The sequence below is a fragment of the Shinella sp. NM-101 genome (genome assembly GCF_021401195.1).
Taxonomy (GTDB): domain Bacteria; phylum Pseudomonadota; class Alphaproteobacteria; order Rhizobiales; family Rhizobiaceae; genus Shinella.
Genome location: NZ_JACBFT010000005.1, coordinates 315,941 through 330,035, shown reverse-complemented (window position 1 = coordinate 330,035; position 14,095 = coordinate 315,941). Strand labels below are relative to the sequence as shown.

The following is a 14,095-nucleotide window of genomic DNA, read 5'->3' as shown; positions in this document are numbered from 1 at the left end:
AATTGCTGCGTTGCGGTAATGGGCCGTCCGTTATGTCGGGAAAGTGGAGCGACTGCTTATGATCGGACTGGTGCTTGTCACCCATGGCAAGCTGGCGGAGGAATTCCGGCACGCCCTCGAACACGTCGTCGGTCCGCAAAAGGCGATCGAGACCGTTTGCATCGGCCCCGAGGACGACATGGACCAACGCCGCCAGGACATCCTGGAGGCGGTCAACAGGGCCGACCAGGGCCATGGCGTGATCATCCTTACCGACATGTTCGGCGGCACGCCGTCGAACCTTGCGATCTCCGTGATGAGCGGCGAGGGCATCGAGGTAATCGCCGGTGTCAACCTGCCCATGCTGATCAAGCTCGCCGGCATCCGCGGCGAGAACAACATGGAAAAGGCGCTGATCGACGCGTCGGAGGCCGGCCGCAAATATATCAACGTGGCAAGCCGCGTGCTGAGCGGCAAGTAAGGTTTCCCGCCGCCCATGACCGTCTCGAAAGAGCTCCTCATCATCAACAAGCGTGGCCTGCACGCCCGCGCCTCGGCCAAGTTCGTCCAGACCGTCGACAGCTACGACGCGGAAGTGACCGTCTCCAAGGACGGCATGACGGTGGGCGGCACGTCGATCATGGGCCTGATGATGCTGGCCGCCAGCCCCGGCTGCAGCGTGCTCGTCACCGCCACGGGGGCCCAGGCGCGCGAGGTGCTCCACGCGCTCGACACCCTCATCGCCGACCGCTTCGGCGAGGAGATGTGAACCCAGGTCAGGCCAGGGATATAAAGACTTCTTTATATCGTGTTGCTCCGGCGGGCGTTTCCTGATAGGAAGCGCCATCCACCATAGACCCTTTTCGTTTTCCGCAATCCCGGATGCAAAAACCAACAGACCTTTGCCGGAATTGCACAGAAGGCCGGAGACCCCATGACCACCACGCAGGACTACCACGTCGCCGACATCGCGCTTGCCGATTTCGGCCGCAAGGAAATTCAGATCGCCGAGACCGAAATGCCGGGCCTGATGGCCTGCCGCGAGGAGTTCGGCGCATCCAAGCCGCTGAAGGGCGCACGCATCACCGGCTCGCTGCACATGACCATCCAGACCGCCGTGCTCATCGAGACGCTGGTCGCGCTCGGCGCGGACGTGCGCTGGGCCTCGTGCAACATCTTCTCCACGCAGGACCACGCCGCCGCCGCCATCGCCGCCGCCGGCATCCCGGTCTATGCCGTGAAGGGCGAGAGCCTGACGGAATACTGGCAGTATACCGACAAGATCTTCCAGTGGGCCGACGGCGGCCTTTCCAACATGATCCTCGACGACGGCGGCGACGCCACCATGTACATCCTGCTCGGCGCGCGCGCCGAAGCCGGCGAGAACGTGCTGGTCAACCCCGGCTCTGAAGAAGAGGAGATCCTCTTCGCGCAGATCAGGAAGCGCCTTGCCGCCTCCCCGGGCTGGTTCACGAAGCAGCGCGACGCCATCAAGGGCGTGACGGAAGAGACGACCACCGGCGTCAACCGTCTCTACCAGCTCCAGCAGAAGGGCCTGCTGCCCTTCCCGGCGATCAACGTCAACGACAGCGTCACCAAGTCGAAGTTCGACAACAAGTACGGCTGCAAGGAATCGCTGGTCGACGGCATCCGCCGCGGCACCGACGTGATGATGGCCGGCAAGGTCGCCGTCGTCTGCGGCTACGGCGACGTCGGCAAGGGCTCGGCGGCATCGCTGCGCGGCGCCGGCGCCCGCGTCAAGGTCACGGAAATCGACCCGATCTGCGCGCTCCAGGCCGCCATGGACGGCTTTGAAGTTGTGCAGCTCGAGGACGTCGTCTCCAGCGCCGACATCTTCATCACCACGACCGGCAACAAGGACGTCATCCGCATCGAGCACATGCGCGAGATGAAGGACATGGCGATCGTCGGCAATATCGGCCACTTCGACAACGAGATCCAGGTCGCTGCGCTGCGCAATTTCAAGTGGACGAACATCAAGCCGCAGGTCGACATGATCGAGTTCCCGAAGGGCAACCGCATGATCCTGCTCTCGGAAGGCCGCCTGCTCAACCTCGGCAACGCGACCGGCCACCCGTCCTTCGTCATGTCCGCCTCGTTCTCGAACCAGGTCCTGGCCCAGATCGAGCTCTACACAAAGGGCGAGACCTACAAGAACGAAGTCTATGTCCTGCCCAAGCAGCTCGACGAGAAGGTGGCCCGCCTGCACCTTTCCAAGCTCGGCGCGCGCCTTACGGAACTCTCGGAGGAGCAGGCCGGCTATATCGGCGTGACGCCGCAGGGTCCGTTCAAGGCCGAACACTACAGGTACTGATCCTTACCCGGATTATCCACAACATCTAGAGGCGGCGCGCTTGACACAGGCGCGCCGCCTCTTTTTTGCCCCCGTCCCTTCCCGACGATTCGGGAAACAAGTATCGTTAACGCGTTGATTCGGCGTGGAGATGCGGACCTTGCGCGCCGGATTGGGATGTCTTGTCGATCAGGCGGCAAACGGACGGAGACATACCGGGGATGATGTCGGACGAAAAACGAGGCCGTTCCGGGCAGGCTTTTGGCATGCCGGAGCGGGACGGGGCGCGGTCACCTGCGCTGCAAAACGGATTTATGGTTAACGAATGGTTTGCGGGCGGCAGGCGTCGTCTCGCATCGATACTGGCGGCCGGCTCGGCGCTGGCTTCGGTCGCCGGCCCTGCGCATGCGGCGGGGCCCTATCTCGCCACCACCGAAATCGTCACCGTTTCCATGCTGCTCGGCGTGATGTCGGCGGCGATGGTCTCCGCCCTCTGGATGATCCGCCAGCGCGGCCGCATGGAAGCGGAGAACCGCGAGCTGCGCGCCCACCTTTCCGATGCCCGCCACAACGTTTCGCGCTTCCAGGCGCTGATCGGCGACAAGAACCGCCGCATCGTCGTGTGGGACGGGCTGTCGGGCAAACCCGAATTCCTCGGCCAGCTTCCGGCGGAAACCGGCGCCCCGCAGGCCGACCGCGATTTCCTCGCCTTCGGCCGCTGGCTGAAGCCGACATCCGCCGCCGAGATCGAGCGCGCCGTCGAACGGCTGCGCTCGCAGGCCCAGAGCTTCGACCTCGTCGTCGAGACGACGCGAGACGAGGTGCTGGAAACGCAGGGGCGCGTTTCCGGCGGGCAGGCCTTCGTGCGCTTCGTGGCGCTCAACAACCTGCGCGCCGAGGCGGCGGAGCTCAAGCTGGAGCGCGACAGGCTTGTCGCGGCGCTCACCACGCTGCAGGGCCTGCTCGACCAGATCGACCTGCCCGTCTGGCAGCGTGCGGCCGACGGTTCGCTTGCCTGGGTGAACGAGGCCTATGCCGAGGCGGTCGAGGCGAAGGACGCGGCGAGCGCGGTGCATGAAGGCCGCGAGCTGCTGCCGATCATCACGCGCGAGAAGATCCGCGCCACCGCCACCTACGACACGCCGTTCCGCGACAAGGTCTCCACCGTCGTGCACGGCAACCGCGGCTTCTTCGACGTCGTCGATGCGCGCAGCGCCACGGGATCGGCGGGCATCGCCGTCAACGTCTCGCACGTCGAGGCCGTGCGCGAGGAACTGGCGCGCACGCTGAAGAGCCACGCCGAAACGCTCGACCACCTGGCGACGCCCGTCGCGATCTTCGACGGCGACCAGCGCCTGCAGTTCTACAACCAGGCCTTCCAGCGCATGTGGGAGATCGAGACGGCCTTCCTGGAAAGCAAGCCGGGCAACGGCGAGCTGCTCGACCGCCTGCGCGCCGGCGGCAAGCTGCCGGAACAGCTCAACTGGAAGCAGTGGAAGGATACCGCGCTTTCGGTCTACCGCGCCATCGAGACCCAGACCGACCTCTGGCACCTGCCGAACGGCCAGACGCTGCGCGTCTTCGCGACCGCCCGCCCGCAGGGCGGCGCCACCTGGGTCTTCGAGAACCTGACGGAAAAGGTCGATCTCGAAGCGCGCTACAACACGCTGGTGCAGGTGCAGGACGAGACGATCGACCACCTTGCCGAAGGCGTCGCGGTGTTCAGCCCGGACGGGCGCATCCGCCTTTCCAATCCGGCCTTCCGCGCGCTCTGGGGCATCAGCGAGGTCGAGGCGAAATCCGGCACGCATATCCGCGCCATCGAACAGGCCTGCGCGCCGTCCTACGACAGGCCGGACGGCTGGAAGCGCTTCGCGCATATGATCACCAGCTTCGACGACGAGCGGCCGTCCAGCCAGGGCGTGCTGGAGCTGCACACCGGCCTCGTGCTGGACTATGCGGTCATTCCGCTCTCGAACGCCCAGACGATGCTGACCTTCGTCAACATCACCGACAGCGTGCGCGTCAGCCGGGCGCTCACCGAGAAGAACGAGGCGCTGCGCAAGGCGGATGCGCTGAAGAACGATTTCGTGCAGCACGTCTCCTACGAGCTGCGCTCGCCGCTCACCAACATCATCGGCTTCGCGGACCTGCTGAAGACGCCGACCATGGGCGAACTCAACGACCGGCAGGCCGAATATGTCGACCATATCGCGACATCCTCGGCCGTGCTTCTCACCATCGTCAACGACATCCTCGACCTTGCGACCGTCGATGCCGGCATCATGGAGCTCGACTATACCGAGATCAACCTGACGGACCTCATCGACGACGTGTCGATGCAGTTCGCCGACCGGCTGCACGACGCGCAGGTGACGCTGGAAATCACCGCGCCCGACAATCTCGGCACCATCGTCGCCGACCAGCAGCGGCTCAAGCAGATCCTCATCAAGCTGCTCGGCAATGCCGCGAACTTCGCGCCGGAGGGCAGCGCCATCGGCCTCAAGTGCTGGCGGGAAGGCCGCGACCTCGTGTTCACCGTCTCAGACAGGGGACCGGGCATACCGCAGGACGTGCTGACCACCGTGTTCAACCGCTTCGAGAGCCACGGCCGCCACGGCGGCGCGGGCCTTGGCCTGTCCATCGTGGAGAGCTTTGTCAGCCTGCACCACGGCACCGTCGCCATCGACAGCCACGAGGGGCGGGGCACCGACGTCACCGTGCGCATCCCCTCGGCGACGATGACCTCGTTTGCGGCAGCGGAATAGGCGCATGGCGCTGGACATCGTCCTTGCCGACGAAGCCGCGACCATCCGCTTCGGCGAGGACATGGCGATGGCCCTGAAGCGCGGCGACTATGTCGCGCTTTCCGGCGATCTCGGTGCTGGCAAATCGACCTTCTCGCGCGCGGTGATCCGCGCCATTGCCGACGATGCCTTCCTGGAGGTGCCGAGCCCGACCTTCACGCTCGTCCAGAGCTACGCGCTCCGCATCCCCGTCGCCCATTTCGACCTCTACCGCATCGCGGACGCCGCCGAGATCGACGAGCTCGGCTTCGACGAGGCGTTGTCCGAGGGGATCTGCCTCGTCGAATGGCCGCAGAAGGGCGAAGGCGTCCTGCCCGCGGGCGGCATCGCGCTGACCTTCACGCATGAGGGCGACGGCCGGCGCGTTGCGATCGTCGGGCCGGAGCCGGCGCTTGCCCGCATCCGGCGCTCCCTTGCCATCCGCGCCTTCCTCGACCAGGCCGGCTACCGGAATGCGATACGCCGGCACCTGACGGGCGACGCCTCCGTGCGCGCCTACGAGCATGTCACGTCCGGCGCCGCGCGCTACGTGCTGATGGACGCGCCGCGCCATATGCCCGGCCCGATCCTCGCCCATGGCAAATATTACCAGCAGATCGCCCATATCGCCGAGGACGTGAAGCCGTTCATCGCGGTCGGCCGGCACCTCGTTTCGCGCGGCCTTCGCGCGCCCGCCATCCACGCGACCGACATCGAGCAGGGCATCCTGCTGATCGAGTATCTCGGCAGCGAAGGCGTTCTCGACGCGGAGGGCGCGCCGATCGCGGAGCGCTATCTGGAGAGCGCGGCCTGTCTTGCGCATATGCACGGCCAGCCTTTCGCGCGCGATCTGCCGGTGGCTGACGGCATCGTCCACACCGTGCCGGATTTCGACCGCGACGCCATGCAGATCGAGGTGAGCCTGCTCACCGACTGGTATCTGCCGTGGAAACGCGGCACGCCGGCGAGCGAGGAGGAACGGCAGGACTACATCGCCATCTGGGACGGGCTGATCGCCAGCCTCCCGGCCGCCGAGCACAATCTCCTGCTGCGCGACTTCCATTCGCCGAACATCATCTGGCGGCCCGGGGCCCATGGCATCGACCGGGTCGGCATCATCGACTTCCAGGACGCCATGATCGGCCCCTCGGCCTACGACGTCGCCTCGCTGGTGCAGGACGCCCGCGTCGACATGCCGGCCGCGCTTTCGGACGCGGTGCTCGGCCATTATCTCTCCCTGCGGGAAAGCCAGGGCGGTTTCGACCGGGAGCGTTTCATCCGCGACTGGCACGTCATGGCGGCGCAGCGCAACTGCAAGCTCGCCGGCATCTGGGTGCGGCTGATGCAGCGCGACGGCAAGCCCGCCTATATGCGCCACATGCCGCGCACCTTCCGCTACCTGACGCGCGCGCTTTCCCATCCCGACCTCGCCCCCTTGCGCGTCTGGTGCGAAAAGGCTGGAATCCTCGCGACCGAATCATAGCGCGAGTGCCCCGATGAAGATCGAAGACGCCATGGTGCTGGCCGCCGGCCTTGGAACGCGCCTGCGCCCCGTCACCGACACCATGCCCAAGCCCCTGGTGCCGATCGCCGGCAAGCCGATGATCGACTACGGGCTGGATGCGCTGGCCGAAGCGGGCGTGAAGCGCGCCGTCGTCAACGTGCATCACTTCGCCGACCAGATGAGAGCGCATCTTGCGGGCCGCGCGGCGCCGCAGATCGTCCTTTCCGACGAGACGGACCGGCTGATGAATTCCGGCGGGGGGCTCGCCAGGGGGCTGAAGCTGCTCGGGCGCGAACCTGTGCTGGTCATGAACGCCGACCTCTTCTGGATCGGCGAGAAGCCCGGCCAGAAGACCAATCTCCAGCGGCTTGCGGACGGTTTCGACCCCGAGGCGATGGACATGCTCATGCTCTGCGTGAAGCTGGAGGATACGACCGGGCATGACGGCAAGAAGGATTTCTCGCTCGATGCGGAAGGCCGCCTCTCCCGCTACCGGGACGGCAGCGGCACGCCCGTCGTCTATGCCGGGGCGCTCGCCCTGATGCCCGGCCTGCTCGACGATGCGCCGGACGATGCCTTCAACCTCAACATCTATTTCGACCGCGCCATCGGGAAGGGCCGGCTTTTCGGCATCATGCTGGAAGGACACTGGATCACCGTCGGCACGCCGGAGGCCATAGGCGCGGCGGAGGCGGTGATCGGCGCCTTTCGGGAGGCGGCGGCATGACGGGCGCCCGGGGCGGCCGCATCCATTCGATCCCGGCGAGCCTGCCCTTCCTGAAAACGGTCGCGGAAAGCCTGGTCGACGGGCGGCTGGTTCCCGGCTTCACCTACGATCCCGCCGATCCGCTGGCGCTTGCCGACGTCACCATCTATGTGCCGACGCGGCGTTCGGCGCGCGTCATCCGCTCGGAATTCGTCGATCTCTTCGGCGGGCGCTCGGCCATCCTGCCCACCATCCGCGCTCTCGGCGAGACGGACGACGACAGCGGCTTCTTCGACGAGATGGCCCCCGCCCTCCTCGACATGGCCGAACCGCTTTCCGGCCCGACGCGGCTTCTGGAACTTGCCCGCCTCGTCCTTGCCTGGCGCAACCGGCTGCCGGCGGCCGTCACCTCCGTCCATGCCGACAGCCCGCTCGTCGCGCCCGCAAGCCCGGCGGATGCCGTGTGGCTTGCCCGCAACCTCGCCGAGATCGTCGACGCGATGGAGACCGAGGAGCTCGACTGGTCGGCGCTGGAGAACCTCGATACCTCCAACCATGCGCTCTGGTGGCAGCTCACCGCGGAATTCCTGAAGATCGCCAGCGACTTCTGGCCGGCACGGCTGGCGGAGCTGAACCGCTCCTCCCCATCGCTGCGACGCAATGCGACGCTGCATGCCGAGACGGAGCGTTATCGTCATTCGCCCCCGAGCGGCCCGGTCATCATCGCCGGCTCGACGGGCTCCATTCCGGCGACGGCCGGGTTGATCGCCGCCGTGGCGGAGCTGCCGAACGGCGTGGTCATCCTGCCGGGGCTCGACCGCTTCATGTCGGATGCCGAATGGCTGCTGGTCGGCCATCAGGACGGGGCGCAGAAGCCGGACGCGGCCTCCCGCAGCCATCCCCAATATGGTCTCCACCGGCTGCTCACCCGGATGGGCTGCACCCGCGCCGATGTCGAAACGCTCGGCGTGCCGCCCGAGGCATTGGAATACCGGGGGAGGATCTTCTCCAGTGCCTTCCTGCCGACGCAGGCGACGGCCGGCTGGGGCGAAATCCGCCGCGCGCTCGATCCGGTGGCGATGGCGGCGGCGTTCCGCGACGTCTCGCTGGTCGAGGCGGCGAACGAGCGGGAGGAAGCGCTGGCCATCGCCATCGCGCTGCGCCTTGCACTGGAAGACGGCGAGGAGGCGCAGGCGGCGCTGATCACGCCGGACCGCAAGCTCGGCCGGCGCGTCGCGGCAGAATTGGCCCGCTTCGGCATCGAGGCGGACGATTCGGCCGGCACGCCGCTGCTCTCCACGCCGCAGGGCACGCTGCTGCGCCTTCTTGCCGAGGCGACGCTCCGGCCCGGCGACCCGGTGCCGCTGGTCGCCCTGCTGAAGCATCCCCTCGCCCGCTTCGGCCTTGCCGAGGACGGTATACGCGCGGCGGTGACCGCGCTGGAGCTGACGGCGCTGCGCGGCGGCACGGCGGAGATCGACATCTCCGCACTGGAACCGCTCCTTGCGGCCGCCGTCGCGCAGCAGGCCGGCGACCGGCATCCGCCGTCCTGGCGCACGGCGCTGCCCGAGGACGCCGTTCCGCTCGCCCATGACCTTTCCCGCCGGGTGGCTGCCGCGGTCGAGCCGCTGGCCGGCCTCCTCGTGCAGCAGAGCCGGACGGGGCGGCGCTTCTCCTCGAAGCTGCCGCTCTCCGACTGGGCGGAACGGACCGGGCGCGCGCTGGAGGCGGTGGTGGCGGACGAGCGGGGCGACCTTGCGGCGCTCTGGTCGGGCGAGGCCGGCGACAGCCTTGCGACCCTCCTGAAAAGCGTCATCGAGACGGACGGGCAGATCGAGGCCGACGGGCCGCAATGGTGCGACATCATCGAGGCGCTGGCGGCGAACGAGAGCGTCAAGCCGCGCTCCATGCGCCATCCGCGCGTCTTCATCTTCGGCGCGCTCGAATCGCGCCTGCAAAGCGTCGACACGGTGGTGATCGGCGGACTCAACGAGGGCACCTGGCCGGGGCAGGCGGCGAACGACGCCTTCTTCTCCCGCATGATGAAGGTGGAAATCGGGCTGGAACCGCCCGAGCGCCGCATCGGCCAGCTCGGCCACGACCTGCAGATGGCCGCCGGCGCGCCGAAGCTCATCCTGACGCGGGCGCTGCGCAACGGCACCGCCCCCACCGTCGCCTCGCGCTGGCTGCAACGGCTGCTCGCCGTCGGCGGGCCTGCATTGACGAGCGACCTTCGCGCACGCGGCAGACATTTCATCGACTGGGCGAATGCGGTGGACAGGAGCGCGCCGGTGCCGACTGCGCCGCGTCCGGCGCCCAGGCCGCCGGCGGACGTGCAGCCGAAGAAATATTCCTTCAGCCAGATCGGCCGGCTGCGGCGCGACCCCTACGCGATCTATGCCCAGCATATCCTCCGGCTCGATCCCATCGCGCCGTTCAATCTCGATCCCGGCCCGGCCGAGCGAGGCTCGCTCTATCACCGCATCGTCGACCGCTTCGTGCGGGAGGAGGCGACCGGCGAGCCGTTTTCACTGATGAGCCGGATTCTCAAGGAGGAATTCGATGCGGTCGCCCTGCCGCCGCATATCGACGCCGTGTGGCGGCCGCGCTTTACCGCCGTCGCCCGCGCCTTCGTCGACTGGCACCTGAAGCGGGCGGCCGGGGTACGGGAAAGCCTCACCGAGGTGCCGGCCTCGCTCGACCTTGCGCTGAGCAGCGTGCGGCTCACCGGCATCGCCGACCGGATCGACATCCTGCCGGACGGCAGCGCCGACATTGTCGACTACAAGACCGGCAGCACGCCTTCCCTGAGGGTGGCGCGCGCGCTGCTCGACCCGCAGCTCGCGCTGGAGGCGGCGGCGATCAAGCGCGGGGCGTTTCGTGGCCCCGGTATCCGCGAGCCGGCGAACCTTCTTTATGTCCGCCTCAAGCCCGGCGAACGGTTCAAGGAGGAGCAGGTCAACAACGAGCATTCGAAATCCGCCAATGCGACGCCGAAATCGGCAGCCGACCTTGCCGAGGAAGCGCTGACGGAGCTGGAGAAGCTGCTGACGGGGCTGATCGCCGGGCGCTACGGCTTCGCCTCGCGGCTGATCCCCGAGCAGGAGCGGGATTATGGCGGGGAATACGACCATCTGGCACGCGTCGCCGAATGGTCGTCCGCCGAAAACAGCGGGGAGAGCGAGGATGCTTGAGGAAGACCGGCCTGCTTCCGCCGACCCGGCCGCCTGGCTGGACTGGACCTCGCGGAAGCAGGCGACGGCCTCCGATCCGCGCCGCTCGGCCTGGGTTTCGGCCAATGCCGGCTCGGGAAAGACCCATGTGCTGACGCAGCGCGTCATCCGCCTGCTGCTTTCCGGCTGCCGGCCCTCGGCGATCCTCTGCCTTACCTATACCAAGGCCGCGGCCTCGGAAATGTCGAACCGCGTCTTCGAGCGGCTGGCCGAGTGGGCGACGCTGTCCGACGAGGCGCTTTCCGACCGGGTGGCGGCCATCGAGGGCGAGCGGCCCGACGTCCTCAAGCTTGCCGAGGCGCGGCGGCTCTTCGCCCGCGCGCTCGAAACGCCGGGCGGGCTGAAGATCCAGACCATCCACGCCTTCTGCGAGGCGCTGCTGCACCAGTTTCCGCTGGAAGCCAATGTCGCCGGACATTTCTCCGTGCTCGACGACCGGGCGGCGGCCGTGCTGCTGGCGGATGCGCGACGGACCCTCCTGACCGCGACGGCGAGCGAGGACGACCGGGCGCTCGCCGCCGCCTTCGCCACCGTGCTCGACATTGCCGACGATACGGGTCTGGAAAAGCTGATCTCCGACATCGTCGCCAGCCGCGGGCCGATCCGCGAGTTTCTGGAAGCCGCCGAGAAGGCCGGCGGTACGGAGGCGGTGCTTCGCCGGGAAATCGGGCTGGCGCCGGGTGAAACGATCGAGGACGTTCTTGCCGCCTTCTGGCCGCTCGACGGCCTGCAGGGCGCGATGCTGGAGAGCTATCTCGCCGCGGCGGAAAGCCTTGGCAGCGACACGGTGAAGGCCACTGCCGCAGGGTTGCGCGGGATTGCGCGGCTGACGGACGCCGGGGCGCGGCGGGCGGCGCTGCACGATCTCTTCTTCACCGGCACCGGCACGCCGCGCAGTCTGGAGCGCTCGTTCTTCTCAAAGAAGGTAAAGGACAGCGCGCCCCATCTCGAAGCCGCGCTGACGGCCGCGCAGGCCCATGTGGTCGCCTGCGACGACCGGCTGCGACGGCTGCGCATGTACGAGGCGACGCTTGCGGCGCTCGTCATCGCCGAGCGGCTGATCGGCGACTACGAGGACCTGAAGCGCACCCGCAGCCTGCTCGACTTCGACGACCTGATCGACCGCACAGCGGCGCTTCTGACGCGCGAGCGGGTGAGCGCCTGGGTGCATTACAAGCTGGACCAGGGCATCGACCATATTCTCGTCGACGAGGCGCAGGATACCAGCCCGCGGCAATGGCAGATCGTCAAGGCGCTGACGGACGATTTCTTCGCCGGCGAAACGGCGCGCATCGCCGGGCGCACGATCTTCGCGGTGGGCGACGAGAAGCAGTCGATCTATTCCTTCCAGGGCGCGCGGCCGGAACGGTTCGCCGAGGAGGGGCGCGCGGTTTCCCGCCGCACGCAGGCGGCGGAGGTGATGTTCAGCCCGATCCGGCTGCTGCTCTCCTTCCGCTCGACGCGGGACGTGCTTTCGGCGGTCGACCGGGTATTCCTCGATCCCGCCAATGCGCGCGGGCTGACGCCCGACGGCGGCGAGATCGTCCATGCCTCCAATCGCGGGCGCGAGCCGGGGGCGGTCGACATCTGGGAGGTGATCGCCGCGCCGCCGGGGCTCGACGAGGAAGACTGGACGGCGCCCTTCGACGCCGTCGCCGAGGAAGCGCCGATCAATGTGCTCGCCCGGCGGATCGCCGACACGCTCGCCGCCTGGATCGGCAGCGAGACGGTAACGGAGAAGGGCAAGGCGCGGCCGATGGAGGCCGGCGACGTGATCGTGCTGGTGCGCAAGCGCGACGCCTTCGTCAATGCGCTGACCCGCACGCTGAAGCAGCGGCACAACCTGCCCGTCGCCGGGGCGGACCGGCTGGTGCTCACGAAGCACATCGCCGTGCAGGACCTGATGGCGCTCGGCCGCTTCGCCGTGCTGCCGGAGGACGATCTTTCGCTGGCCGCGCTTTTGAAGAGCCCGCTGTTCGGCCTCGGCGAGGAAGCACTCTTCGAGCTTACGGCGCGGCGCGGCGAAAAGCAGAGCCTCTGGACGCGGCTGCGCGCGGTCGCGGAGACGGATGAAACGCTTGCGGCGGTCGTTCGCCGGCTTGAGGGCAGCATTCGTGATGCCCGCGGCCAGTCGGTGTACGATTTCTATGCGCGCATCCTCGGTGCGGGCGGCGCGCGACGCGCCTTCCTTGCGCGGCTCGGGACGGAGGCCGGGGAAATCATCGACGAATTCCTGACCTTCGCGCTGGAGCAGGAGGAAAACGGCCTGCCGGGCCTGCAGGCCTTCGTCTCGACGCTGGAACTGGAGGCGCCGACCGTCAAGCGCGAGCAGGACAAGGCGCGCGGCGAGATCCGCATCATGACCGTGCACGCGGCCAAGGGGCTGGAGGCGCCGGTCGTCTTCCTCGTCGACGGCGGCTCGAAACCGTTCAACGCCAACCACATGCCGAAACTGCGCTTCCTGCCGGCCGAACGCCTTGCCGGCGGCCTGCCGATCTGGCTGCCCCTGGCGGAGCTCGGCAACGACCTGACGAAAGCGGAGGCGGAGCGCGTCAAGGGCAGCGCCGAGGAGGAGTATCGCCGGCTGCTCTACGTGGCGATGACCCGCGCGGCCGACCGGCTCGTCGTCTGCGGCTATCGCGGCCGGCAGGAGAACAGGGACACCTGGCACCCGATGATCGCGGCCGCGCTCTCGGCCGACGGCGAGCGCTGCGTGGAGGCGACCTTCTCGACCCGGAGCGAAAGCTGGCAGGGCCTTGCCTGGCGCGAGGCGGGCGCGGCGACGGTCGGCGAGGTCATTGCGGCAACAGCCGCGGAAAAGCCGGAGACGGTGCTGCCGGAGGCGCTGGGCCGCGCCCTGCCGCCGCAGAAATCCCTGCCGCGGCCGCTCAGCCCCTCGGGTGTGGCGGCGGTGATCGAGACGGACAAGGCGGACCTTCTGGTGCCCTCCGCGCTTTTCGGGCGGAAGGGCGGGGTGCCGGGCGCCGGGCTCGCGCTGGAGCGGGGGCGCATCCTGCACCGCTTCCTGCAGGTCCTGCCCGCCTTCGAGCCGGCGGAGCGGCCGGCGGCGGCGCGGCGGTATCTGGAACGGGCAGCGGCGCACTGGCCGGAGAGCGCGCGGGCCTCGCTCATTGCCGCGGCGCTCGCCGTCATCGGCGACGAGAGCCTTGCGGCGATCTTTTCGCCTGCGGCGCGGGCGGAGGTGTCGATCATGGGGACGCTTACGCTCGGCAGCCGGAACTATGCCGTCTCGGGGCGCATCGACCGCATGGCGGTGACCGACGGCGTGGTGGAGATCGTCGATTTCAAGACGAACCGCGTGCCGCCCGGCTCGGCCGGCGAGATTCCGTTCGAGCACCGCGCGCAGCTTGCGATCTACCGCGCGATCCTTTCTCCGCTCTATCCCGGACGGGAGATCCGCTGCGGGCTGATCTATACGGAAACGGCGAGAACCTACTGGCTGGATTGCGGGCACATGGAGGCGAGCCTTGCCGAACTCGCCGCAAAGTGAGATACCGGACGGAACGATCCGCGACCGGCCGGGCCTTGAAACCGGGCACCGGGCGCATCACA

At 68.0% G+C, this 14,095-nt stretch carries 8 protein-coding genes; all 8 read left to right on the top strand.

The window, feature by feature from the left end; all coding sequences use genetic code 11:
• Positions 1-58: 58 nt before the first annotated feature.
• The 8 genes from L0976_RS12915 to addA all read left to right on the top strand — a co-directional run bounded on the left by L0976_RS12915 (position 59) and on the right by addA (position 14,033).
• Positions 59-460, top strand: coding sequence for a PTS sugar transporter subunit IIA (locus tag L0976_RS12915; RefSeq protein ID WP_203316979.1), 402 nt, complete (start codon positions 59-61; stop codon positions 458-460).
• A gap of 15 nt (positions 461-475) precedes the next feature.
• Positions 476-748: an HPr family phosphocarrier protein gene (locus tag L0976_RS12910; RefSeq protein WP_203316978.1), complete on the top strand. Its 273-nt coding sequence runs from the start codon at positions 476-478 to the stop codon at positions 746-748.
• Positions 749-913: 165 nt separating this feature from the next.
• On the top strand, positions 914-2,314 hold the full coding sequence (gene ahcY, locus L0976_RS12905; protein ID WP_234187699.1) for an adenosylhomocysteinase: 1,401 nt from the start codon (positions 914-916) through the stop codon (positions 2,312-2,314).
• A gap of 293 nt (positions 2,315-2,607) precedes the next feature.
• A complete protein-coding gene (locus L0976_RS12900) occupies positions 2,608-5,061 on the top strand; it encodes a PAS domain-containing sensor histidine kinase (RefSeq protein ID WP_234187697.1) in 2,454 nt (817 codons plus the stop codon).
• A gap of 4 nt (positions 5,062-5,065) precedes the next feature.
• A complete protein-coding gene (gene tsaE, locus L0976_RS12895) occupies positions 5,066-6,562 on the top strand; it encodes a tRNA (adenosine(37)-N6)-threonylcarbamoyltransferase complex ATPase subunit type 1 TsaE (RefSeq protein ID WP_234187695.1) in 1,497 nt (498 codons plus the stop codon).
• A 13-nt stretch (positions 6,563-6,575) separates the two neighbouring features.
• Entirely contained in the window at positions 6,576-7,310 is a 735-nt protein-coding gene (locus L0976_RS12890; RefSeq protein WP_234187694.1) for a nucleotidyltransferase family protein, read from the top strand.
• Positions 7,307-10,483, top strand: coding sequence for a double-strand break repair protein AddB (gene addB, locus L0976_RS12885; protein WP_234187692.1), 3,177 nt, complete (start codon positions 7,307-7,309; stop codon positions 10,481-10,483). Before L0976_RS12890 ends, addB begins: the two co-directional genes overlap by 4 nt.
• Positions 10,476-14,033 (top strand): double-strand break repair helicase AddA, encoded by a 3,558-nt coding sequence (addA, locus tag L0976_RS12880; RefSeq protein WP_234187690.1) that lies wholly within the window; start codon positions 10,476-10,478, stop codon positions 14,031-14,033. Before addB ends, addA begins: the two co-directional genes overlap by 8 nt.
• The last annotated feature ends 62 nt before the right edge of the window (positions 14,034-14,095 follow it).